At 69.4% G+C, this 22,353-nt stretch carries 21 protein-coding genes; 16 read left to right on the top strand and 5 right to left on the bottom strand.

Translation table 11 applies throughout. From position 1 onward, the window contains the following. Positions 1-152: 152 nt before the first annotated feature. Positions 153-1,733 (bottom strand): sensor histidine kinase, encoded by a 1,581-nt coding sequence (locus tag BLU81_RS30765; RefSeq protein ID WP_092549045.1) that lies wholly within the window; start codon positions 1,731-1,733, stop codon positions 153-155. 3 nt (positions 1,734-1,736) lie between these two features. After that, entirely contained in the window at positions 1,737-2,474 is a 738-nt protein-coding gene (locus BLU81_RS30760; protein ID WP_092549042.1) for a response regulator transcription factor, read from the bottom strand. A 322-nt stretch (positions 2,475-2,796) separates the two neighbouring features. Here BLU81_RS30760 and BLU81_RS30755 point away from each other — a divergent pair, with 322 nt between their 5' ends. After that, positions 2,797-3,168, top strand: coding sequence for a tetratricopeptide repeat protein (locus tag BLU81_RS30755; RefSeq protein WP_092549039.1), 372 nt, complete (start codon positions 2,797-2,799; stop codon positions 3,166-3,168). A gap of 10 nt (positions 3,169-3,178) precedes the next feature. Next, positions 3,179-3,463: a Smr/MutS family protein gene (locus BLU81_RS30750; protein WP_092549036.1), complete on the top strand. Its 285-nt coding sequence runs from the start codon at positions 3,179-3,181 to the stop codon at positions 3,461-3,463. 13 nt (positions 3,464-3,476) lie between these two features. On the opposite strand, the gene BLU81_RS30745 is transcribed toward BLU81_RS30750, so the two are convergent. Next, entirely contained in the window at positions 3,477-5,792 is a 2,316-nt protein-coding gene (locus BLU81_RS30745; protein ID WP_092549033.1) for a M28 family peptidase, read from the bottom strand. Between the two features lie 75 nt (positions 5,793-5,867). On the opposite strand from BLU81_RS30745, the gene BLU81_RS30740 reads away from it, so the two are divergent. From BLU81_RS30740 to BLU81_RS30690, 11 genes are all read left to right on the top strand, one after another. Next, positions 5,868-6,209 carry a hypothetical protein gene (locus tag BLU81_RS30740; protein ID WP_092549030.1) on the top strand — a complete coding sequence of 114 codons (342 nt, stop codon included), beginning with the start codon at positions 5,868-5,870 and terminating at the stop codon, positions 6,207-6,209. Positions 6,210-6,302: 93 nt separating this feature from the next. Continuing rightward, positions 6,303-7,502: a PP2C family protein-serine/threonine phosphatase gene (locus BLU81_RS30735; RefSeq protein WP_092549027.1), complete on the top strand. Its 1,200-nt coding sequence runs from the start codon at positions 6,303-6,305 to the stop codon at positions 7,500-7,502. Beyond that, entirely contained in the window at positions 7,499-9,178 is a 1,680-nt protein-coding gene (locus BLU81_RS30730) for a sensor histidine kinase (RefSeq protein ID WP_307833806.1), read from the top strand. The genes BLU81_RS30735 and BLU81_RS30730 overlap by 4 nt, the downstream gene beginning before the upstream one ends. Continuing rightward, a complete protein-coding gene (locus BLU81_RS30725; RefSeq protein ID WP_092549021.1) occupies positions 9,175-9,627 on the top strand; it encodes a response regulator in 453 nt (150 codons plus the stop codon). The genes BLU81_RS30730 and BLU81_RS30725 overlap by 4 nt, the downstream gene beginning before the upstream one ends. Continuing rightward, a complete protein-coding gene (locus BLU81_RS30720; protein WP_231953593.1) occupies positions 9,620-10,447 on the top strand; it encodes an inositol monophosphatase family protein in 828 nt (275 codons plus the stop codon). The genes BLU81_RS30725 and BLU81_RS30720 overlap by 8 nt, the downstream gene beginning before the upstream one ends. 128 nt (positions 10,448-10,575) lie before the next feature. After that, positions 10,576-11,349, top strand: coding sequence for an SDR family NAD(P)-dependent oxidoreductase (locus BLU81_RS30715; protein ID WP_092549018.1), 774 nt, complete (start codon positions 10,576-10,578; stop codon positions 11,347-11,349). Between the two features lie 63 nt (positions 11,350-11,412). Further along, positions 11,413-12,423, top strand: a complete 1,011-nt coding sequence (locus BLU81_RS30710) for a coiled-coil domain-containing protein (protein WP_092549015.1) — start codon at positions 11,413-11,415, stop codon at positions 12,421-12,423. Between the two features lie 185 nt (positions 12,424-12,608). Continuing rightward, positions 12,609-13,721, top strand: a complete 1,113-nt coding sequence (locus BLU81_RS30705; protein ID WP_092549012.1) for a tyrosine-type recombinase/integrase — start codon at positions 12,609-12,611, stop codon at positions 13,719-13,721. Next, on the top strand, positions 13,718-14,056 hold the full coding sequence (locus tag BLU81_RS30700; RefSeq protein WP_092549009.1) for a helix-turn-helix domain-containing protein: 339 nt from the start codon (positions 13,718-13,720) through the stop codon (positions 14,054-14,056). The genes BLU81_RS30705 and BLU81_RS30700 overlap by 4 nt, the downstream gene beginning before the upstream one ends. After that, the gene (locus BLU81_RS30695; RefSeq protein WP_092549007.1) at positions 14,053-15,771 is read left to right on the top strand and encodes a hypothetical protein; all 1,719 of its coding nucleotides are present in this window, start codon (positions 14,053-14,055) and stop codon (positions 15,769-15,771) included. The genes BLU81_RS30700 and BLU81_RS30695 overlap by 4 nt, the downstream gene beginning before the upstream one ends. Beyond that, the gene (locus BLU81_RS30690) at positions 15,768-16,505 is read left to right on the top strand and encodes a hypothetical protein (protein ID WP_092549004.1); all 738 of its coding nucleotides are present in this window, start codon (positions 15,768-15,770) and stop codon (positions 16,503-16,505) included. Before BLU81_RS30695 ends, BLU81_RS30690 begins: the two co-directional genes overlap by 4 nt. Before the next feature lie 36 nt (positions 16,506-16,541). Here BLU81_RS30690 and BLU81_RS30685 read toward each other — a convergent pair whose 3' ends face one another. Then, positions 16,542-17,072, bottom strand: a complete 531-nt coding sequence (locus tag BLU81_RS30685; RefSeq protein ID WP_092549001.1) for a hypothetical protein — start codon at positions 17,070-17,072, stop codon at positions 16,542-16,544. Then, complete coding sequence (locus tag BLU81_RS30680) at positions 17,056-17,688, bottom strand: RNA polymerase sigma factor (RefSeq protein ID WP_197686003.1); 633 nt, start codon at positions 17,686-17,688, stop codon at positions 17,056-17,058. The genes BLU81_RS30685 and BLU81_RS30680 overlap by 17 nt, the downstream gene beginning before the upstream one ends. Before the next feature lie 384 nt (positions 17,689-18,072). Here BLU81_RS30680 and BLU81_RS30675 point away from each other — a divergent pair, with 384 nt between their 5' ends. From BLU81_RS30675 to BLU81_RS30665, 3 genes are all read left to right on the top strand, one after another. Continuing rightward, entirely contained in the window at positions 18,073-19,581 is a 1,509-nt protein-coding gene (locus BLU81_RS30675) for a fused MFS/spermidine synthase (protein WP_092548995.1), read from the top strand. Between the two features lie 90 nt (positions 19,582-19,671). Beyond that, positions 19,672-21,468, top strand: a complete 1,797-nt coding sequence (locus BLU81_RS30670; protein WP_092548992.1) for a serine/threonine-protein kinase — start codon at positions 19,672-19,674, stop codon at positions 21,466-21,468. 85 nt (positions 21,469-21,553) lie between these two features. Continuing rightward, complete coding sequence (locus BLU81_RS30665; protein ID WP_092548989.1) at positions 21,554-22,279, top strand: SDR family NAD(P)-dependent oxidoreductase; 726 nt, start codon at positions 21,554-21,556, stop codon at positions 22,277-22,279. Positions 22,280-22,353 lie beyond the last annotated feature (74 nt).

The raw sequence follows: 22,353 nt of genomic DNA, 5'->3' as shown, positions 1-22,353 counted from the left end.
GGGGCAAACAAAAAGGCAGCGACGACGTCGCTGCCTTGCCGGCTCTGGCGGGTGTCTCAGGTCATGCGGTCATGGCCGAGTCACCGGCTTGAGCCGGCCTCGTAAACCAATAGAAGGACCACATCCGAGACATGCCCGCCAGCATAGCCACATCACCGGGCCGGATGCAGCATCTGCGGCCGTTGTTCAGCTGTTGGGACGACCGGCGGAGGGCCGAGCGGCAGCATGACGGTGAAGATGGTCTGCCCGGGACGGCTCTGCACACCCACCTTGCCACGGTGCGAGGTGACCACGGCGTGCACGATCGACAGGCCCAGACCGGTGCTGCCGGCCGCCCGCGACCGGGAACTGTCACCACGGGCGAACCGTTCGAAGATGCGCGGCACCAGGTCCTGCTGGATACCCGGGCCGTTGTCGATCACCTGGACCACGGCGGCGTTCGGCACCGCGCCGACCTTGACCGTCACGGTCGAACCCTCCGGCGTGTGCGTGCGGGCGTTGGCCAGCAGGTTCGCCACCACCTGATGCAGGCGGGCACCGTCGCCGATCACCGTGACCGGCTCCTCCGGCAGATCCAGCTGCCAGTAGTGCCGGGGGCCGGCCGCGTGCGCGTCGCTCGCCGCGTCGACGGCCAGCATGGTCAGGTCGACCGGATCCTGGGCCAGCGGGCGGCCGGCGTCCAGACGGGCCAGCAGCAACAGGTCCTCGACCAGGGCGGTCATCCGTTTCGCCTCGGACTCGACCCGGGTCAGCACGTGCGCGATCTCGTCCGGGACCGGCTTGCGGCTGCGGCGGCTCAACTCGGCGTAACCACGGATCGCGGCCAGCGGGGTGCGCAACTCGTGGCTGGCGTCCGCGACGAACTGGCGGACCTGCATCTCGCTCGCGTGCCGCGCCTCCAGCGCGTTGCCGACGTGGTCGAGCATCCGGTTCAGGGCGGCGCCGACCTGGCCGACCTCGGTGCGGGGGTCGGTGTCCTGCTCGGGCACTCGCTGCGCGAGCTGCACCTCGCCACGGTCCAGGCGCAGTTCGGAGACGCGGGTCGCGGTCGCCGCGACCCGATCCAGAGGCAGGAGGGTACGGCGGACGATGAGCGCCCCACCCCAGCCCGCGATGATCAGCGATCCGAGGATGACGCAGCCGGTGAAGAGGGCGACCTGCAGAAGAGTGCCGTTCGACTCCTCCAGGGAGATCCCGATGTAGTAGACATTGCCGTCCTTGGTGACCTTCTTCATCCGGTACTGGGGAAGTCCGTCACCGACCGAGACGTCGACCCTCCTGCCATCCGCCGGGACTTCGGCGATCACGGTCGTCTGCGCCGCGGCGGTCAGGGCCTGAACCTGGGGGTCGGGGCTGGTGTCCAGGAACTGGAGCACACCGCCGTCGAGTGAACCGTCCGTCAGTTGCTGGAGGACCAGCGCGTCCCGGGGAATACCACCGGGGAGGTTGTCGGTGCTCTTCGTGGAGACGAGGCCGTCATCCTGCTGGCCGTCGTGTTTGTCGAATGCGCCCTTTCCCGGCGGCTTGGAACCGATCCGCCGGCTCAGTTCCTCGACCTCGGTGTCGACCTGCTTGTGCAGCGAGTTGTAGAGATAGAGCTCGGCGGTGCCGCCGACGACCAGGCCCAGCACGGCCAGCAGCGCGATCATGGTGGTGACGATGCGGGTGCGCAGCGGCCAGCCCGCGGGATCGATCCAGCGGGTGCGGCGGGCTTTCGGGGCGGCGGAACTCATCGGTCAGTCGGCCGGCTTCAGCACGTAACCGGCGCCGCGCATGGTGTGGATCATCGGCGCGCGACCGGCGTCGATCTTCTTGCGCAGGTACGAGATGTAGAGCTCGACCACGTTCGCCTGCCCACCGAAGTCGTAGTTCCACACCCGGTCCAGGATCTGCGGCTTGCTCAGCACCCGGCGCGGGTTGCGCATCAGGTAGCGCAGCAGCTCGAACTCGGTGGCGGTCAGCGTGATCAGGTCACCGGCCCGGCGCACCTCGTGCGAGTCCTCGTCCAGGGTGAGGTCACCGACGACGAGCTGCGACTCGGTGCGCATCGGGGCGTGCCCCATCCGACGCATCAGCCCGCGCAGCCGGGCCACCACCTCTTCCAGGCTGAACGGCTTGGTCACGTAGTCGTCGCCGCCGGCGGTCAAGCCGGTGATCCGGTCCTCGACCGAGTCCTTGGCGGTGAGGAACAGCACCGGCACCTCGGGCGACTCCCCGCGCAGGCGGCGCAGCACCTCGAGCCCGTCGATGTCGGGCAGCATCATGTCCAGGACGACGGCGTCCGGCCGGAAGTCGCGCGCGGTGCGCACCGCGGTCATGCCGTCACCGGCGCTGCGGACGTCCCAGCCCTCGTAGCGCAGAGCCATCGACAGCAGCTCGGCCAGCGTCGGTTCGTCATCCACGACGAGCACCCGGACCGGGGTCCCGTCGGGACGCCGGAGTTCGGTGCTCGGATCGGTGTTCGCCATCGTCATGCCCCCACTGTGCTGACCCACGCTCTGCGCCGGCTTTCCGTTTGCTGTGTGCCACCTGTGTGTTGAGCACAGACACGTCACGACCGGTGCACAGGTTGCCCCAATGTCGCACCGGCATTTTCGTTTCGGCACGCCGGTTCCGGTGCTTGAGAATCCGGCGACGTTAAATTATGGATCAACATTTACATACTAGTTTTATCGTGACGAAACGGCGGCCTCCCGCTGCTGCTCAACCGGCTTGTTGACAACCTCGTATCGGGGGAACACTCGATGTCGGGGCGTTGTTGTGCGAGCGTTGGGCAAAGAGCGTGAGGAGCGTGCAGTGGATCTTCTCGAGGACTACCGCAGGGCCACCTTCTTCTTCGAATCCGGCGACCCGCTCGGCGCCGCCCGGCTCCTGGAGCCGATAGTCGAGGCCGAGCCGCACAACGCCGCGGTCCGCCAGTTGCTGGCGCGGGCCTACTTCAACTCCGCCCAACTCAGCGGGGCGGAGGAGCAACTGCGCGTGCTGGTCGAGCAGGACCCCTCCGACCACTACTCGCATCATGTGCTCGGCCGGACCCTGGAGCGGGCCGGCCGTTTCCGGGAGGCGCTGCCGCACCTGCGGCTGGCTGCCGCGATGAAGACGCAGGCCGACTACCAGGAGGCCGTGCGCCGGGTCGAGACGTGGCTCGGGAAGTCCACCGCGGCGTAGGGTCACGATCGTGAAGCTGAAGCTGGACCTGCACGACATCTTCAACCGGGGTCAAGAGATCGACCGCGCCCTCCGCGGGATCATCGACGAGGCGATCCAGAAGAAGGCTCCCCTCGTCGAGATCATCCCGGGGAAGGGCAGCGGGGCCCTGAAGAAGAAGGTCATCCGCTTCCTCGAGCAGAAAGAGATCAAGCAGCTCTATCACCGGGTGGAGAAGGACGGCGACAACTGGGGCCGTCTCTTCGTCCACTTCCGTCACAACGCGCCCACCGGCAAGCGCGGACGGGGCCGGTAACCCGGCGTACTCCTCACAGGGTGTAGGTCTTGGCGACCGCCACCAGCTCGCTGCTGTGTGAACCGAGGACGCCGACCCCGGCCGGGCGAGGCTGGAAACCCGGGACCGTGGGCAGGTCGTCGCTGCCGTCCATGACCCGGAAGGTGACCGGGCCGGTGGACCGGACCGTCAGCTCGATCTCGACACCGGTCTCCGGCGGCGCGTGGAAGGCGAACCCGAAGCCCCACTTCCCGCCGGTGACCGGTTCGATCTCGGCCGGCCGGCCGCCGATCGTGGCCGCGGTGACCGGTGTCGCGGTGGCCACGTGCAGCGTGGTGAAACGGGCCGTCCGCTGCGGGTCCAGCAGCAGTTTCATGGTGCGCTGGTCGCCGGTGCGGGTCTCCGACACCAGGGTCAGGGCCGGGGCCGGCAGGGTCGCGGCCGGTGCCGGGCCACTGCGCAGTAGCTCCGCGCCGAACGCGGGCAGAGTGTCGGCGACCACGGCCGGTGCGTCGGAGACGTGCCGGGCGGTCCACTCCTGCGGCTCGGTCTCCTCGCTCAGCCAGCGGGCCGTGCCGTTGTCGGCGTCCAGCGCGTACATCAGGTGGGTGAGCGACGGGTGCTCGTCGTCGAAGGTGTCCACGATCAGGCCGGTCGCCGTGCACGCGAGCACCGCCCCCGTCGCGACCAGGGCGGGCAGCGCTCCCTGCCGCCTGGCCCGCAGCGTCTTCATGCCCCGTGCCCCCTGGACCGCCGGATGCAGCCGCTCGATCATCGGGAGCAGCGCGAGGCCGAGCAACACGGTCAGGAACGCGCCCACCCCGGCCATCGGCATGCCCAGCGCGGGGAAGAGCAACAACACGGCCGGCAGCAGGACGACGATCGGGACCAGGGCGCCGGCGGTCAGCACGGCCAGCGCCGGCCAGGACCGCAGCCGGGCCGCGACCAGGGCGGCGATCGAACCGGCCAGCGCCGGCAGAGCCGCTAGGTAGGAACCGCCCGGGAGTAAGGCGGCAAGCACCACACCGAGGACCGCCAGCCAGAACAGACCACCGGCGGCCAGGGCGGCCGGCGTGACACGGCGGCGGAGCAGGGCGTACCAGACCAGGATGGTCAGGGCGACCAGGGCGATAACTGCCAATCGATACCACATCGGACGGTACGGGTCGATCGGTAGACCGCCGTACCCCGGACGGATCGCCACCAGCATCATCCACAACCCCTGCCCGAGCAGCGGGGCCACGACGATCGGGATCAGGGTCAGCGGGATCGCGGCGAAGGACCGCCGGCCGACCGTCCAGGCCAGCGCCAGTGCCAGGACCAGGGCGAGTACGGCCAGCGGCCACACCAGTTCGCCCGGGTAGCGGACCAGCAGCCCCGGCGCCGGGAAGTAGGTCGCGTCCCCCACGTTCGTGCTCGCGCCCAGATCCTCGTCGCCGAACTCGCGGATCAGGGCGAGCGCGTTGGAACCGTGGTGCTGGAGGCTGTCCTGGTTCATCGCCTCCGGCCGGTCGGTCGGCGCGTGATAGATCGCGGCCCCGTCGATGTAGGCGGTGTTCAGGCCCCGGAACCGCGGCTGTTCCCGGAACGGGGTGAAGTCGGTGTCGTTCGGCAGCAGCCGGTAGATCTCCACCGCGAAGGACGTACCGACCGGGTACGGCGTCTTCGCGTACGTCTCGACCAGTTCCCGGTTGCCGTCGGTCGTCTCGAACATGATCGCCGGACCGCTGCTGCCGCGTGCCTCCAGATTGAGCACCACGCCCCCGTCGCGGGCCAGCGGGTGCTGGTCGACGAAGGCCTTGGCCCCGCAGAGACAGGCCTCCTCGGCGTCGGTGAGCACCAGCACCACGTCGTTGCGGGGCCGTTCCCCGGCGGTCAGCGCCCGGGCCGCCTCCAGGATCGTGGCGGTGCCCGCGCCGTCATCGTTCGCGCCCGGGGCGATCTGTGCCGAGTCATAGTGCGCGACCAGGAACACCCGCCCGGTCGACGCGGTGCCCGGGATCACCGTGACCACGTTGCGGACCCGGGCGAACCCGGTGCCACCCGCCGATGACGACAGGCCGGCGCCCTGCACCGACACGGTGTCCTGGACCTCGGGGGAGAGACCGAGCCCGCGCAGGGTCGTCAACAGGTAGTCCCGGACCGTGTCGTTGGCGACACTGCCAGCCGGGTGTGGTGTGGACGAGATGGTGCGTACCGTGGCAAATGCTCTTGAAGCGCTGAACTCGGTCGCCGGTGCCGAATCGGTGCGCGCCGCGGGTGGCTGCGCCGAACGGATCGCCGCGAACCCGGCCAGGGCGAGAACGGCCAGAACGACGGCCGCGGATCGGAGGGGGACTGAGGCACGCATGGGGACATCTAATCGTCCGGGTACGCCTGGCGGGTAGCCCGTAGATCCATTCGCGCGTGCAATAGCGTTGTCCGCGTGACTAAGCCGCTAGACCCAGCAGCCGTCATCGCCGAGTTCATCGACCGGGTGGCCCCCTACAACCCACATCCGGACGCCGACCCCGTCGCCGTCCTCGGCGTGCGCACCGCGCTCGGCGAGGACGTCTTCACACTCAGCGATCACGTCATCCGAGCCCTGTGCCGAGCGATCGAGTCCTATCGCGACCCCGAGGATCGGGGGAACTGCGCCAACTGTGGGAGTCGCCACATCGATGAGAACCTGCACTGCGAGGACTGCGGGCAACTGCACGGCATCCTTGGGCAAGTGATCGCCGAGCACGCGCGCCGAGTCGCGGCCAAGAGTGACGACTCCCCGTGACTACCGAAGTTGTGCAGCCGGGCCGCGTGGTACACGATTTGCGGGTCACTTCTGCGTCTAGCGGGTCACTTCTGCGTCGAGTGGGGAATCGGAATGACTGAGCGGTCCCTCGCACCTCGCAGGTACGCGCCGTCACAGATGGAACGGCTGCGCATCCTCCTGGTCGAGGACGACGAGGGCGACGCCTTCCTCGTGCGCGAGCTGTTGAGCGAGGCCGAGGCGCCGTTCGAGCTGAACGTCGCCACCAGCCTGCGCCAGGCCCGGGAGATGCTGACCGGCGTCGAATGCGTCCTGCTCGACCTCGGGCTGCCCGACGCCGAGGGCATCGACGGGCTTCGTAAACTCCTGGCCGTCGCCGGCGGCGCCGCGGTCTGTGTGCTGACCGGCCGCTCCGACGAGCACCTCGGCGTCCAGGCGGTTGCCGAGGGCGCCCAGGACTACCTGGTCAAGGGGCAGGTCGACGGGGTCCTGCTGATCCGTTCGCTGCGATACGCGGTCGAGCGTAAACGCGCCGACGAGAACGCCCGGCTGCTGCGTGAGGTCGAACTGCTCCAGGCCGAATCGGCCCGCCTGGAACGCGGTCTGCTGCCGAAACCGCTCAAGAGCGACGACTTCGGCATCGAGGTCCAGCCGTTCTACCGCTCGGGGCGGGCCATGGGCCTGCTCGGCGGCGACTTCTACGATGTGGTCCAGGTCGGCGCCGACAAACTGCACGTGATCGTCGGTGACGTCTGCGGTCACGGGGTCGACGAAGCGGCCCTCGGTGTCGAACTACGGGTCGCGTGGCGGGCACTCATCCTGGCCGGCGTGCCCGAGGACCAGGTGCTGAAAGCGCTGGAACAGGTGCTGATGACCGAACGCCGGGCCCGGGAGGTCTTCGCCACCGTCGCCTCCGCGGTCATCGACCTGCCGGGAAACCGGGCGACCGTCCGGGTCGCCGGGCACCCGCCGCCCGTCGTCCTCTCCGGTGGGAAAGCCGCGCCGGTGGCCGTGCGTACCGGGATCGTCCTCGGGGTACGACCCACTCCGACCCCCGCCACCGAACTGGAGTTCTCCGGTGACGACTGGTCTCTGTTGATGTACACCGACGGACTCATCGAAGGGCGCACCGGTGCCGGCGACGAACGACTCGACGTGGACGGGCTCTGCAAACTGCTCGACGAGCCGGACGCCCGCAGCCGCCCCCTCCCGGAACTCCCGGAATGGCTGGTGGCCCGAGCCGACCGGGACAACGGGGGCCCCCTCGCCGACGACGTGGCGATGCTGTTGATCTCCCGAGGTGGTGGCCGGTGAGGATCAGCGTCCGGCACTGGACCCTGCGCGTCCGGATCTTCGCGCTCTGCGCGGCCACCGGAATCATCCTCGGCGGGCTCGGTGTCGTCGCCGCGCTCACCGCCGCCGCCAACAACCGGCAGATCGACAACGTCCTCGACCGGGCCAGCCCGATGCGGGCCGCCGGCGAGACCCTCAGCACCGCCCTGGTCAACCAGGAGACCGGCGTCCGCGGGTACGCCATCACCGGACAGGATCGCACCCTCGAGCCGTACCTGCGGGGCCTCGCGGCGGAGACCGATCAGGTCGCCCGGATCCAGCGCCTCCTCGGCCCCGAGGACGACGAGATCCGCGCCGCCCTCGACACCGTCGTAGCCCGCGCCGCGACCTGGCGGGCCAACGTCGCCGAACCACTCCTGGAAACCGTCCGCACCGAGGGCACACAAGCCGCCCAGCAGCGCGTCGAAGCCTCCGACACCCGCGACTTCGACGCACTGCGCGGCGCCGTCAGCGTCATGCAGGACCGGATCTCGGTGTTGCGGGCGAGTTCGGCCCAGGCCGCCCGGGACAGCAGCCAGACCATGGTGGCGATCGAGGTCGCCGCCGCGGTGATCATCCTGATCACCGGCGTGCTTCTGCTGATCCTGCTGGATCGCCTCGTCAGCCGGCCGATCCTGCACCTCGCCGGTCAGGTGCGGCAGGTCGCCGCCGGTGACTACACCCGGCACATCGACAGCACCGTGTACGGCTCACCCGACCTGATCGGGCTCGCCGACGACGTCGACCAGATGCGCCAGCAGATCGCCAGCGAACTGAGCGAGGTCAGCGACGCCCGCCAGCAGGTCGAATGGATCAACCAGCAACTGCGGACCCAGGCCGAGGAACTCACCCGGTCCAACCGTGACCTGGAACAATTCGCCTACGTCGCGTCGCACGACCTGCAGGAGCCGCTGCGTAAGGTGGCCAGCTTCTGCCAGCTCCTGCAACGCCGCTACGCCGGGCAGATGGACGAACGCGCCGACCAGTACATCGGCTTCGCCGTCGACGGCGCCCAGCGCATGCAGCGACTCATCAACGACCTGCTCGCCTTCTCCCGCATCGGCCGGCTCACCACCGGATTCACCGACATCGACCTGAATGAACTGCTCAGCGACGTGAAATCGCAGCTCTCCGGCCGGGCCGGTGGCGAGGACGCCGAGATCAGCTGGACCGGACTGCCCACCGTGGAGGGTGAGGAGCCGCTGCTCAGCACGCTCTTCGTCAACCTGATCGGTAACTCGCTGAAGTTCCACCGCCCGGACGTGCCGTCGCAGATCCGGATCAGCGCGGAACTGGACGGCTCCGAATGGCGGATCAACGTCCGGGACAACGGCATCGGGATCGAAGCCGAGTTCGCGGACAAGGTCTTCGTGATCTTCCAGCGGCTGCACGCGCGGGACGCCTACGACGGGACCGGCATCGGCCTGGCCATCGTCAAGAAGATCGTCGAATACCATGGCGGACGGATCTGGCTGGACGTCGATGTGGCGGAGGGCGCTTCGATCTGGTTCACGCTACCGGTGGTGCCGGGTCTTTCGCCTGTTCTACCCGCTTCATCAGCTTCATCCACATCACCCGCTTCGTCCGCTTCCTCTGCGGATTCTTTGCCAGCGGGGTCGGATTCGTCTTCGGGCGAGGAAGAGAAGGTGGGCATGTGAGCCTGGAACGAGAGAACGGCACCCCGATCGAGGTGCTGCTCATCGAGGACGACCCCGGCGACGTGCTGATGACGCAGGAAGCGTTCGAGGAGCACAAGGTCCGCAACCGGCTCAACGTCGTCTCCGACGGTGCTGAGGCGCTCGCCTACCTGCGGCGGGAGGGTCAGTACGCGAACGCCGTCCGTCCCGACCTGATCCTGCTCGACCTCAACCTGCCCCGGCGGGACGGCCGCGAGGTGCTCGCCGAGATCAAGAAGGACGACGAACTGGGCCGGATCCCGGTCGTCGTGCTGACCACCTCGTCCGCCGACGAGGACATCCTGCGCAGCTACCAGTTGCACGCGAACGCCTACGTCACCAAGCCGGTCGACTTCGATCGCTTCATCACGGTCATCCGGCAGATCGACGAATTCTTCGTCAGCGTCGTGAAGTTGCCGCCGCGTGCCTGATCGGATCCTTGATCAGGTAGCCGAACTCGTCCGCGAGGTGGCGCACACCATCGTGCTGCCGCGTTTCCAGCACCTGTCCGCCGACGACGTGCACCAGAAAGCGCCCGGCGACCTGGTCACCATCGCCGACCAGGAGTCCGAGAAGGCGCTGACCCGCGGCCTCGCCGCACTGCTGCCCGGCTCGACCGTCGTCGGTGAGGAGGCGGTGGCCGCCGACCCCGCCGTCCTGGACCGGCTCGGTGGCGACGGCGCGGTCTGGATCGTGGACCCGGTCGACGGGACCAACAACTTCGCCGCCGGGGTGACCCCGTTCTGTGTGATGGTCGCCCTGGTCCGGGGCGGGGTGGCCACCGCGGCCTGGGTCCTCGACGTGGTCGCGGACCACCTGACGGTCGCCGAGACCGGCTCGGGCACATACTGCAACGGCGTCCGGGTGAAGACCCGCACCGATGATCCGGGCGCGGCGGCGCTGCACGGCGTGATCGCTCACAAGTACTTCCCGGACGACCTTCGGGAACAGGTTCTCTCGACGGCCACCGGGCTGGGCGGTTCCAACACCGGGCGGCACTGCGCGGGGTACGAGTACCCGGCGGTCGCCACCGACGAGCAGCAGTTCGCGATGTTCTGGCGGATCCTCCCGTGGGACCACGTTCCCGGAGCCCTGATCGTCAGTGAGGCCGGCGGGGTCGTCCGGCACCTGGACGGCTCGGAGTATCGCCCCGCGGGCCATCAGCGGGGCCTGCTGGCCGCCGCCAACGAGGACATCTGGAACACAGTCCACGGCACCCTCTTCCCGTCCGGCACACCAGCCGTTCCCTGACCTTACGTCCCCTGACCTGCCGTGCTGACCTGCCGTGCTGACCTGCAGGGCTCACCTCTCGGGCTCGCCTTCCGGGCTGACCTTCCGTCGGGTCTCCGGGTGCGGGCCGGTCGATCTAGGGTGCGGTCATGACGTCGTATCTCGATGAGATTTTCGGGCTGGCCGGGCGGACCGCGGTGGTGACCGGCGGTAGCTCCGGGATCGGGCGGGCCATGGCGCTGGCCCTGGGCCGGGCCGGAGCCCGGATCGTGCTGGTGGCCCGGCGTGCAGCGCCGATGGCCGAAGTGGTGGCCGAACTGCGCGGTCACGGTGCGGAAGCGGACGCGTTCTCCGCGGATCTCGCCGACCGCGAGGCCGTCAAGGCCGTCGCCGCAGAGATCATTGCGCGGTACGACGCCCCTGACGTCCTGGTCAACTCGGCCGCCGTCAACCTGCGCCCGCCCCTCGCGGAGCTGAGCGACGACGTGTGGGATCAGACGCTCGCCGCGAACCTGACCGCCCCGTTCCTGCTGGGCCAGGCGTTCGCCCCGGCGATGGCCGCCCGTGGCTGGGGCCGGATCGTCAACGTCGTCTCGCAGCAGGCGTTCCGCGCCTACGGGAACAGCGGCGCCTACGGTGCGGCCAAAGCCGGACTGGTCGGCCTCACCCGATCGCAGGCCGAGGCATGGAGTCCGCACGGCGTCTGCTGCAACGCGATCGCCCCCGGGGTGGTGCACACGCCGCTGACCGAGCCGGTCTTCGCCGATCCCACGAAAGTGGCGGCGCACGCGGCTCGCGCGATGACCGGACGCAACGGCGTACCGGGCGACTTTGCCGGTTGTGTCGTTTTCCTGGCTAGTAATGCTGGTCAGGCGGTAACCGGACAGACACTCTTCGTTGACGGTGGATATTCGGCTACCTGACCGATCTCCCTTTCCCCTGCTGAGACACGGTAAAGTACCGGCGCTCACGACTTGGAGGTAACTGTGGCGGCCAGTCTCCCGCGCCGGTTCGCAACCCTGCTCGCGCTGTTCGCCGCGGTCTTCGCGGTGGCCCTTGCCGTGCCCGGTTCGCCAGCCCTTGCTGCCGACCCCGAGGGCGGTACGAAGAAGCTGCGCACCGCACTGGAGACCGCGGCCAAGGGCTACGACTCGGCGAAGACGAAGCTGGCCAACTCCAAGAAGCGGCAGAAGCTGCTCACCACCGCGCTCAAGGACGCCGAGACGAACTCGTCGACTCTGACCGCGCAGGTCAACGAGGTCGCCAACCGGGCTTACCAGATGGGCCGGGTCAGCACCGCCGGGCTGCTGCTGAACAGCGCGAACCCCAGCGACTTCATCGAGAAGGTGCAGAGCCTCGACATGCTCGCCCAGATGGACGGCGGGACACTCGCCGACTATCGCCAGCAGATCGAGACCGCGTCGAAGGCCAAGATCGCGCTCGATGCCGAGGTCAAGGAGCAGCAGCGTCAGGTCAACGTGATGGCCAAGCGGAAGAAGGACGCCGAGACCGCGCTGGCCGAGGTCGGTGGCGGCTCGGCCGGCGGCTTCATCGACCCGAACTCGCCCGCGGCCGAGCCGGCGCCCCGCAACTCCGACGGCTCCTGGCCGAAGGAGTCGTGCACGATCAAGGACCCGACCTCGAACGGGTGCATCACGCCGCGCACCCTGCACGCCTACCAGCAGGCGCAGGCGGCGGGCTTCAAGCGGTACACGGTCTGTTTCAGCGAGCGGTCCTCCGGTGAGCACCCGAAAGGCCGGGCCTGTGACCACTCCGCGGCCTCGGGCGGTTTCGAGAACGTCGCGGCCACCGGCGGCGACAAGACCTACGGCGACCGTCTCGCCGCGTACTACGTGAAGAACGCCAGCTCGCTCGGTGTGATGTACGTGATCTGGTACCGGCAGATCTGGATGCCGAGCACCGGCTGGCGCGCCTACAGCGCGAGTGGCGGCCCAGCGGCGGTGCACACCAACCACGTCCATCTCTCCATGCTGTAGTTCTGAGAAAAGTTTCATCAGATGATGCATTCGCATCGTTGGGCCAGCGGCCGCATCGGCTCTACCAGCGGAAACTATAGCGCCGACCCGATGAGGCTGTAGAAGGCCTGACCCTCTGCCTGAACAGGACTTTCGCCGAGTAGCCCTTCATCAGAAGAAGGATTCATTCTCCTGATGAAGGGGTCATGGTGGCTGTTCGGGCGGTTGATATTCCAGGTGCGGCGCACCTGGTGCTCGCTGATCGTGGGGTGGTCCGGCACCTGGATCCAGCCGAGGCCATGTTCGCGGCGATGCTGACCGTGTGGGACCGGCAGCAGGCGAGTCGGCTGTTGGCTGCCTCGACGCGTAAGCAGCGTGCGGACTCGGTGGGCCGGTTCGCGCGGTTCGTCGGCTCGTACCCGTGGCAGTGGACGCCGGCTGACGTCGAGGAGTGGACCGCCGAGTTGCGCGGTGGCCGAGCGCACTCGACCATTCGTGGCTACCAGAACGACGTCGCGCTGTTCTGCTCCTTCATCACCGACGCCCGGTACGGCTGGGCGGACCGGTGTGAGCAGGAGTTGGGGACGCATCCGGTGCAGGTCTTCCACGAGTGGAACACCGCTCGGCACACCAGCGACCACGAGGCCCGGCCCGAGGTGCGGCCGTTCACCCGCAGCGAGCTGCAGGAGTTTTTCGACTTCGCCGACGAGCAGGTCGACCAGGCCCGGCGGCTGAACCGTAAGGGTTGGCTGGCGGCGTTCCGGGACGCGACGCTGTTCAAGGTCGCCTACGCCTGGGGGCTACGGCGTCGGGAGGTCGCGATGCTGGACGTCACCGACTTCACCCGTAACGCCGCGGCACCGCAGTTCGGCCGGTACGGCATGTGCAACGTCCGGTATGGCAAGGCCGTGAAGGGCTCACCACCGAGGCGCCGTAACGTGCTCACCACCATGGGTTGGGCCGTTGACGTGCTCACCGAGTACGTCGAGGACATCCGCGGCTTCTACGCCCCGGGCAAGCGGACCGCGTTGTGGCCCACCGAACGCGGCGGTCGGATATCGGTCGCGTCGATCAACATCAGGTTCGCGGAGTACCGCAGCGCCGCGGGTCTGCCGCCCGAACTGCACCCGCATTGCCTGCGACACTCGTATGTCACGCACCTGATCGAGGACGGGTTCGACCCGTTCTTCGTCCAACAGCAGGTCGGTCACGCGTGGGGGTCGACCACGGCTCTCTACACCGGCGTCAGCTCCGACTTCAAGAACACCATGCTGCGCCGAGCTCTCGGCCCAGCGCTCGGGAAGGAAAGCCACGGATGACGCGCAGGGTCGGCCACCGGTGGCGGCTGCGGGAGGTCATGGCCGCCCACGGCATGTTCCACACCACCGACATCCACCCGCACCTGGCCGAGCGGGGCATCGACCTGTCACCGGTACAGGTCTACCGGCTCGTCGCCCAGACGCCCGAACGGCTCAATCTCACCGTTCTCGCCGCGCTGTGCGACATCCTCGGCTGCACCGCCGCCGACCTGTTCGAGCCCACCGTCGAGACCAGCAGCGGACGTGCCCGCAAAGCAGCGGGTGGCGAGGCACCGACCGCGTCCGTTGCCCGCCGACCGAAACGGGCCCGGATCGTCGGCGACGACCCGCGGTGAGCCGCGCCGTCTGCGCGTTCTGCGGGCAGGACAAGCCGGTCCGGCAGCGCATGCCCGACGGCCGGGCTCGCTGCCGCAACTGCTTCCACCAGGATCCGGCGACCTGGGAGCCCTGCGGCGGCTGCGGCCAGACCAAGCGGGTCAACGCCCGCGCCGCCGACGGCACCGCCCGCTGCACGAACTGCTACCGCAAGTCCACCCAGCCCAAGCTGCCGTGCGATCGGCGCGGCAAGCTCGTGCACCCGATCGTCCGCGCCGGCGGCCGCGGCGGACACACCGAGAACCTCGGCCCGTGCTGCTACCGCGGTGAGAGCCGACGTTGCGGCGGCTGCGGGCGCACCCGCCGCGTCCGCGTGAAGGCCACCGCCACCTCACCGGACCTGTGCGGCACCTGCCACCAGGCCGCCATCACCGCCTGCACCCGTTGCGGCACCGTCACCCGCTGCCGAGGCACCACCACCGGACGCCACGCCATCTGCTGGCGCTGCCACCTGACCGACCGCCTCGACGCGCTGCTCGTCCAACCCGACGGCACCATCCTGCCCGCCCTGCAACCGATCCGCACCGCCGTCCTGTCGGTGGACAACCCCGCCACCGGACTCGGCTGGCTCGGCCGCAGCCGCGGCGCCACCCTCCTCGCCCAGCTCGCCTCCGGGCAGCTCCCGCTCACCCACGACGCTCTCGACCGCCAACCACCCGGCAAGTCCGTCGAGCACCTGCGCCGCATGCTCGTCGCCGCCGACGCCCTGCCCGAACGCAACGAACACCTCGCCCGACTCGAAGCATTCGCAAAGCGCACCATCGAGGCCATCGAGGATCCCAAGGACCGACGTCTGCTGCGTTCCTACGCCACCTGGCACGTCATCCACCGCATCCGCAACGACCGGCCCCGCCCCGCGATCTGGCCCGCTGCCGGATACCGCGCCCGCCACGAGATCACCGCCGCTGCACGGCTTCTGGCCGACATCCGTCAGCAAGGACGATCACTCGACACCCTGTGCCAACCCGACATCGACGCGCTCCTCACCAGCCGTGACATCCTGCGTTCGTTTCTCTCCTGGGCCGACAGCCACCGGCTCATCACCGGAATCCAGCTGCCGAAACACCAGCCCCGCCAGCCCTTGCACTTCGCCGACGACCAACACCGCTGGAACCTGGCCCGCACCCTCTTGCACGACGATTCCGCCGCCACCATCAGCGACCGCTTCGCCGGCCTGCTCGTACTGCTCTACGCCCAACCGGTGGCCCGCATCGCGCGCCTGACCACCGGCCACCTCCGCCACGTCGGCGGCACCACCATGCTCGACGTCGGCACTGACGCCCTCCAACTCCCATCACCCCTGGCCGGCCTCGCTGCCAGCCTTCCCGAGCGGCGGCCCGTCGGCATGGCTCGAACTCTCTACACCGACCATTGGCTGTTCCCCGGCCGACACCCCGACCGCCCCGCAGACTCCGCCACCCTCATGCGCCGGCTCAACGCCCTCGGCATCTACGCCCGCAGCAACCGCAACGCCGCCATGCTCCAACTCGCGGCTGAACTCCCCGCCGTCGTCATCGCTGACCTACTCGGAGTCCATACCGGCACCGCGACGAAAATGGGCGCACGAAGCCAACGGCAACTGGGCCACCTACGCCGCCGACCGCAGTCGATGAAAACCTGCAACGGACGGAGCACGGTGCTGGTAGCGTGGCCCGGTCCAGGAGAACGATCATGATCAACCTTACGGTGCGGCGTCCTGCTGCCCGTAACCCACGGATCTTGGCCGCGGCATTCGCGCTCGGCCTGCTTGCGTTCGCCGCCGACGCCTTCGACCCAGCCGCCCCCGCTGGACAAGTGCTCACGGCATTGATCAGCAGCGGCCTCGCCTGGGGCCTGGCAGCGTTCCTGGCAGGCCGGAGAGCAGCTGATCACCGCAGCGCCGTCCACGGCGCGACCGTCCTGCTGATCTCCGCCACGCTCGTGTACTACCTGCTGATCCTTGTGGTGAGCCGACGCTGGAGCGGTGGGTATCTGGCCGACGGATCGTCGGCGGACCTGTACGGGCTGCGCTCTTTGGCGATCATGACCGCAGCATGGCTCGTGGCATCTCTCATCGCGGGACCAATGCTGGGCCTGCTCGGCCACCGGACTCGAACCACTCAGACGACGGGCTCGGCGCTGGCCGCGGGGATCGCATGCGGATTATTGTCGGGCCAAGGCTGGCAAGAGATCGCTGCGGCGCCACCCTGGGTCTTCCTGGCGGCAGCAGCTGACGGCGAAGTCGCACCCGGCTTCCTCGCAGCGAAGCTGATCCAAGTCATCCTCCCGCTCGCTATCGGTGCCTGGCTGGCACACGTCCAGCGCCTTTGGCGAGCGTGGCCCACACTGCTCATCGCAATGATCTCGACCGCGGCACTGACCGCGCTGCTCTGGCAGCTACTCCGGGTAGCCGCGAATCGGTTCGGCTGAACACGCGCCCGTTCGGGGGCGGGGTGCGCCTTGGGTCTATTCGGCCAGTCGGGGCAGGCCCAGTCGAGCGCAGGTCTGCTCGTCGCCGGGGAAGACTGCGGCAACGCCGTTGTCCAGTGTGCAGGCAACTAGTGGTGGGATCGGATGGTCGGTCCCGGTGTCCGGCCCGCCTACCTGCTTCGAGCCGAGTCGCAGCAAGCCCTGCCGCCATACCGCGGAGCATGCCTCCACCGCGGATGCAGCGTCTCGGGTGCCGTCGGCCGACCACGCCTGGCTGACGGTGGTGCCGAAGAAGTCCTTGCCCCCCTCCAGGGATGCCTTGGTATAGCAACGAGTTTCGTCGGCGACCGGAACCGTCGCGGGTTTGAACGCGACGTACGCCGCCGCGGTGCCGCCGATCAACAGGGCAGATGCACCCGCGACCACCATCGCGTAGCGGACCGCGTTCCGGACGGCCCATCGACGTCGCGTCGGCCCGGCGGCGTACTGCTCGATGCGCTGTTGACGCACCAGCATGTGGACATGCGGCATGGGCCGCTCGGACGGGAGATCACTCAGATCGACCATCAGGCACTCCTTCGGACTCGCGACGGTCTGGACGGGGCGATGTCAGCGCAGGCCTCGATGCGGTTGGTCCCAGCGCGGTGGCCTTGAGGCGCTCACGGGCGCGGGCCAGCCGGGAGCGAACGGTGCCCACCGGCACGCCCAAGGCGACTGCAGCCTCGGCATAGCTCAGGCCGGACATCAGCACCAACGCGACGACGTCCTGCTCGACCCTGCTCAGGGCGGACAGGTCACGAAGGACCTCCCGCATCCGACGTTCGTCGTCGAGCCGGGCCGCCACCTGATCGGCGTGATCCGGCTCGGACACAGGCTGGGGGAGCCTGAACAGCGCGGCGTCGTACCGGCGCGCGGTGCGACTCAGGTTCCGCACTACGTTGTTCGCCACTCCGAGCAGCCACGGCAGCAGCGAGCCGTCCGAGTCGACGGCATCACGCCGGCGGCGCCAGGTCTCCAGAAAGACCAGCGAAGCGGCGTCCTCCGCGCCGCTCCACGAACCCAACCGCCGAAAGCAATGGTTGTACACGGCGTCGACGTGCCGGCGGAAGATCAGCCCAAACGCCTCTCCCTCACCGGCCTGCGCGCGCGCCAACAGCTCGACATCGCGAACCTCTTCACCCATCGGCGGCCCCATACCTGTATATGTCCGCTCGCCACTCCCGAGTTCGCGGAACCCCCGATCCGCCCAGCCCGACCGGCGTCGTGAACTAGGCGGGCTGGCAGATCTTCCCACTCGATCTGACGCAGGCATCCCGCGCTCGGTCCCTTCCCGACCCGTGCTCGGCTCGTCCGCCACCACTCACAGCAGTCGCGCTTGGCGGCTCAGACGGCTGTTCAGCAGGTACCCCGGGGTAGGAGCCGAAGGCCACCGACAGCGGAGCCTGCCCATTCACACCGTTGGAATACCTGTACTGCCCCAGCACTCGCCGGCCTCCAGCTTTTGCACAGGTACAAAGCGGCCTGTCGATGAGGTGACGCCCCCTCCGCCGCCGGTAGCATCCCGGCGGTGGAGAACCAGCCGCGTGCCCTGCCCTCGGTCCTGGCGACCGCTCTGGCGTTCGGATCCAGTGGTGCCGTCCTCGTCCTGGAGATCGTGGCGTTGCGCCTCGTCGGGCCCTACGTCGGCGTGACCCTTCAGGTCAGCAGCTCGGTGATCGGAGTCGCGCTGGCCGCGATCGCCTACGGAGCGTGGATCGGTGGCCGCCTCGCCGACAAGTTCGACGCTCGTACGCTGTTGGCCCCGGCCCTGATCCTCGGCGCCATCGGGACCGCGGTCACCCTGCCCCTCGTCCGCTGGGGCGGTGAGCTGCTGCGGGGTGGTGCCGCCCCGGCCGTGCTCATGCTGGCCGCGCTCGCGATCTTCCTGCCCGCGCTGGTGCTGTCCACGATTCCGCCGATGGTGGTGAAACTTCAGCTCGCCGATCTGCGGAAAGCCGGCTCGGTGGTGGGCCGGCTGTCCAGCATCGGCACGCTCGGCGCCATCACGGCCACACTGGTGACCGGGTTCGTCTTCGTCGCGGCTATGCCGAGCAGCGCGATCATCCTGAGTCTGGCCGTGCTGCTGGCGCTCAGCGGAGTGGCACTGGCCTGGTGGCTGCGCCGGGACGGAACTCGGCCGGAGCTGCCCGGCACGCCCCGGATCCGGGCTTCGCTGGCCGTGGTCGGGCTGGTCGGAGCCGGGCTGGGCGCCACCGCACCGACACCGTGCGACGTGGAGACGGCCTATCACTGCGCGACCGTGACGACGGATTCGGGGCGAGACGGCGGACGGACCCTGGTGCTCAACTCGGCCCGGCACTCGTACGTCGACCTGAACGACCCGACCCACCTGGAGTTCGAGTACGTGCAGTGGATCGGTGCCGTCGCCGACGTGCTGAAGCCGGCCGGCACCCCGATCGACGCGCTGCATCTCGGCGGTGGTGGTTTCACCGTCCCGAACTATCTGCGGGCCACCCGCCCCGGCAGCGACCAGCTCGTCCTCGAACTCGACGGCGGCCTGGTCGACCTGGACGAACGCAGCCTCGGACTGAAGACCGGCCCCGACATGCGAGTCCGGATCGGTGATGCCCGGGTGGGCCTGGCCGAACGCCCGGACACCTCGTACGACCTGGTCGTCGGTGACGCTTTCGGGCACCTGGCCGTCCCCTGGCACCTGGCCACCCGTGAGATGGCCGAGGACGTCGCCCGGGTGCTGCGGCCCGACGGGATCTACACCCAGAACGTGATCGACTACCCGCCGAACCGTTTCATCCGCGCCGAGCTGGCCACCGTGGCCGCCGCGTTCCCGCACGTCGCCCTGATCGTCCCGCCCGCGGCGCTCTCCGGTGACCGGGGTTCCAACTTCGTCATCCTGGCCTCGCGGGCGCCGCTCCCGCTGGACGCCGTCCGGCCCGCTCTGTCCGGGCTGAACGAACCGGTCCTCCTGCTCTCCGGCACCGAGCTGACCGACTTCATCGGTGACTCCCCGGTCCTCACCGATGATTACGCACCGGTGGACCAGCTCCTGGCCGGCTGACTCTTCGACCGGCCAGGAGACGACCTCGGATTCCGAGCGGGTTTTCGGGTGCGGCATCGGTGGGCGAGTCACTAGGGCGAGAATCGGCGCATGGGGCGTACGGAGCGAAACGGTCACGACGGATCGCTCCGTCTGGCCGGCCGCTACCGCCTGATCGAGAAACTCGGCACCGGCGGCATGTCGGTGGTCTGGCGTGGTTACGACGAAGTCCTCGGCCGTGACGTCGCCGTCAAGGTGCTCTCTCCCCAACTGGCCGAGGACCGGGCTTTCCGGGACCGGCTCCGCCAGGAGGCCCTGGCCGCGGCCCGGCTCTGCCACCCGCACATCACCGGGATCCACGACTTCGGCGAGGCCCCGATCTCCGAGCGGCTGACCGTCCCCTACGTGGTGATGGAACTCAATGACGGCGAGTCCGTCGGCGCCCGCCTCGGCCGGCAGGGATCGCTCGACTGGCGGGAAGCCGTCACGATCACCGCCGAGGTCGCCTCCGCACTGGCCACCGCACACGCCCGCGGCCTCGTGCACCGTGACGTCACCCCCGCGAACGTCATGCTGACCGGCTCCGGGGCGAAGATCGTCGACTTCGGCATCTCCGCGGTGGTCGGGCAACGTGACGCGGGCCCGGACGGCACCCTGCTCGGCACCCCCGCCTACCTCGCCCCGGAACGCCTCGGCGGCTCCTCCGTCTCGCCCGCCACTGACGTCTACGCCCTCGGTCTCCTGCTTTACCGGGCACTCACCGGCCGGATGCCCTGGCATGCCGAGAACACCACCGAAGCCCTGCGCGCCCACCTGTACGCCGACCCCGCACCGATCCCCGAACTCGACGGGATGCCCGCCGTCGTCGCCGAACTGTGCCTGCGCTGCCTCGCGAAGAGTCCGGCCGAACGTCCCGGCGCGGCCGAGGTGGCCCGGGCCCTGGCCGCGACCGTCGGACTGCGGCCGATCATCCCGCCACTGCGGCAGAACGAGAAACCCACGGCGCCGGTGGCGCGGGCGGTCGCGTCGGTGCCGGCCGCCCGACGAGCCGGAGCGGGGGTACGCCGAGTCCTGAGCGTCTGCGCCACCCGGCCCAGGGTCGCGGTCGCCACCGTACGGCTGCGGGCCGGTCTGTTGCTGCGCCGCGGGACCGTGCGCCCGCTCGGAGGCGGCCTCTTCATGGGCGACCGGCGCCGGATACTCCCGGCGAACCGTCTGATGGGCGCTCGCGACCGGAAGCCCGCCATCGCCGCCCTGGCCACCCTGATCCTGCTCGCCGGAACCGCGCTCAGCTGGTCCACGCGCCGCGAGGCACCGGACACCGAGCCGGCCCAGGCCGCAGCGGCCGGTGCCGGAGCGGGCACCGCTGTCGTCGCCGCTCCGGAACGTGGCCGTTGCCGGGTCAGATACCAGGTAAAACGGGACTCCGGAACCGACTTCGAGGCGCGGCTGAGCGTGGAGACCACGGAGACGGCCCAGTGGCGGGTCGAGTTCACCTTTCCCGGCTCGCAACGCCTCGCCGCCACGCCTGACACGGTGACCCAGCACGGCCGCCGGGTCGTGCTCGACGGTCGCGGACGGTCCCGGGCCGTCGTCCTGCGCGGTGATTACCGGAGCCGGAACCCGCTGCCACTCTCGTTCACACTGAACGGCGTCCGGTGCCGCGCCGAAGTCCTGGGCGGCACCACCACCCCTCCGGACGGCACCATCAGCCCGCCACCGGTGGCGTCCAACGCCGACTCCGTCAACGCGGCGACGGCCGAGCAGCCCCCGGCCGGGAACGAGACCGCGAACAAACGCAAACGCCCGCCGTCCCGGCGTGCTGGGACGGCCCGGAAGAGCCCGGCACCGGTCCCGCCCGGCCTCCCGGCCCCCAAAAGGAAGACCGGCTTCTCCCTGGCGCTCTGACGGACTTCGGCGTCCGGTTCCGTTCCCCGGCCCGGAACGCCACGGCCGACGATCGCCCGGATGATCCACCGATAGGGTCGAGAGCATGACGAGACTCGCAGTGGTCACCGGCGGCGGGACCGGGATCGGCAGGTCGACGGCGGGCATGCTCGCCGGCGAGGGCTTCGACGTGATCATTGTCGGACGCCGTGCCGAGGTGCTCGACGACGCCGTGAAATGGATCGGACCGCAGGCCACCGCGGTGACCGCCGACGTCACCGACCCGGCCCAGCTCCCGGCCGTGGTCGAGGCGGTGGCCGGCCGTCCGCTCGACGTGCTGGTCAACAACGCGGGGGCGTACGTCGCCGGGGACGAGAGCACCCTCCACGAGGTAGCGGACCGCTGGCGGGCCAACCTCGACTCCAACGTACTCACCGCGGTTCTCACGACGACCGCCCTCCTTCCGCAGCTCCGCCGTCCCGGCGGCAAGATCATCCTGACCAGTTCGATCGCCGCCCAGCGTGGTGGTGGCGGACCCTACTCGGCAGCCAAGGCCGCACTGCACGGATACGTCCTCGACCTGGCCACCTCACTCGGTGCCGAGGGCATCACGGCCAACGTCATCGCGCCTGGTTACATCACCGACAGCGAGTTCTTCGACGGCCGGATGACCCCGGAAGGACACCAACACCGCGTCGCCGCCACCCTCGTCAAGCGCGCCGGCACACCCGGCGAGATCGCCGAGACGGTCCGCTGGCTGGTCGGCCCCGGCGGCGGCTTCGTCACCGGACAGATCATCAACGTCAACGGCGGCTCCGTCCTCGGCCGATAGAGACGTTTCGCGGCCAGGACCGGCCTGGCCTGGCATGCGCCGGACCGGACCGACCGGCCTGGCCTGGCATGCGC

The organism is Actinoplanes derwentensis, from assembly GCF_900104725.1.
Taxonomy (GTDB): domain Bacteria; phylum Actinomycetota; class Actinomycetes; order Mycobacteriales; family Micromonosporaceae; genus Actinoplanes; species Actinoplanes derwentensis.
Note: the sequence above shows the minus strand (reverse complement) of the source record. Positions and strands in the feature narration are given on the sequence as shown.

What these genes read in the sequence shown, in the direction of transcription:
- BLU81_RS30700 (WP_092549009.1), top strand. Translation starts at nt 13,718, where the DNA reads ATGACGCGCAGGGTCGGCCACCGGTGGCGGCTGCGGGAGGTCATGGCC.
- BLU81_RS30705 (WP_092549012.1), top strand. Translation starts at nt 12,609, where the DNA reads ATGGTGGCTGTTCGGGCGGTTGATATTCCAGGTGCGGCGCACCTGGTG.
- BLU81_RS30760 (WP_092549042.1), bottom strand. Translation starts at nt 2,474, where the DNA reads ATGACGATGGCGAACACCGATCCGAGCACCGAACTCCGGCGTCCCGAC.
- BLU81_RS30665 (WP_092548989.1), top strand. Translation starts at nt 21,554, where the DNA reads ATGACGAGACTCGCAGTGGTCACCGGCGGCGGGACCGGGATCGGCAGG.
- BLU81_RS30685 (WP_092549001.1), bottom strand. Translation starts at nt 17,072, where the DNA reads ATGGTCGATCTGAGTGATCTCCCGTCCGAGCGGCCCATGCCGCATGTC.
- BLU81_RS30735 (WP_092549027.1), top strand. Translation starts at nt 6,303, where the DNA reads ATGACTGAGCGGTCCCTCGCACCTCGCAGGTACGCGCCGTCACAGATG.
- BLU81_RS30745 (WP_092549033.1), bottom strand. Translation starts at nt 5,792, where the DNA reads ATGCGTGCCTCAGTCCCCCTCCGATCCGCGGCCGTCGTTCTGGCCGTT.
- BLU81_RS30765 (WP_092549045.1), bottom strand. Translation starts at nt 1,733, where the DNA reads ATGAGTTCCGCCGCCCCGAAAGCCCGCCGCACCCGCTGGATCGATCCC.
- BLU81_RS30690 (WP_092549004.1), top strand. Translation starts at nt 15,768, where the DNA reads ATGATCAACCTTACGGTGCGGCGTCCTGCTGCCCGTAACCCACGGATC.
- BLU81_RS30715 (WP_092549018.1), top strand. Translation starts at nt 10,576, where the DNA reads ATGACGTCGTATCTCGATGAGATTTTCGGGCTGGCCGGGCGGACCGCG.
- BLU81_RS30670 (WP_092548992.1), top strand. Translation starts at nt 19,672, where the DNA reads ATGGGGCGTACGGAGCGAAACGGTCACGACGGATCGCTCCGTCTGGCC.
- BLU81_RS30680 (WP_197686003.1), bottom strand. Translation starts at nt 17,688, where the DNA reads ATGGGTGAAGAGGTTCGCGATGTCGAGCTGTTGGCGCGCGCGCAGGCC.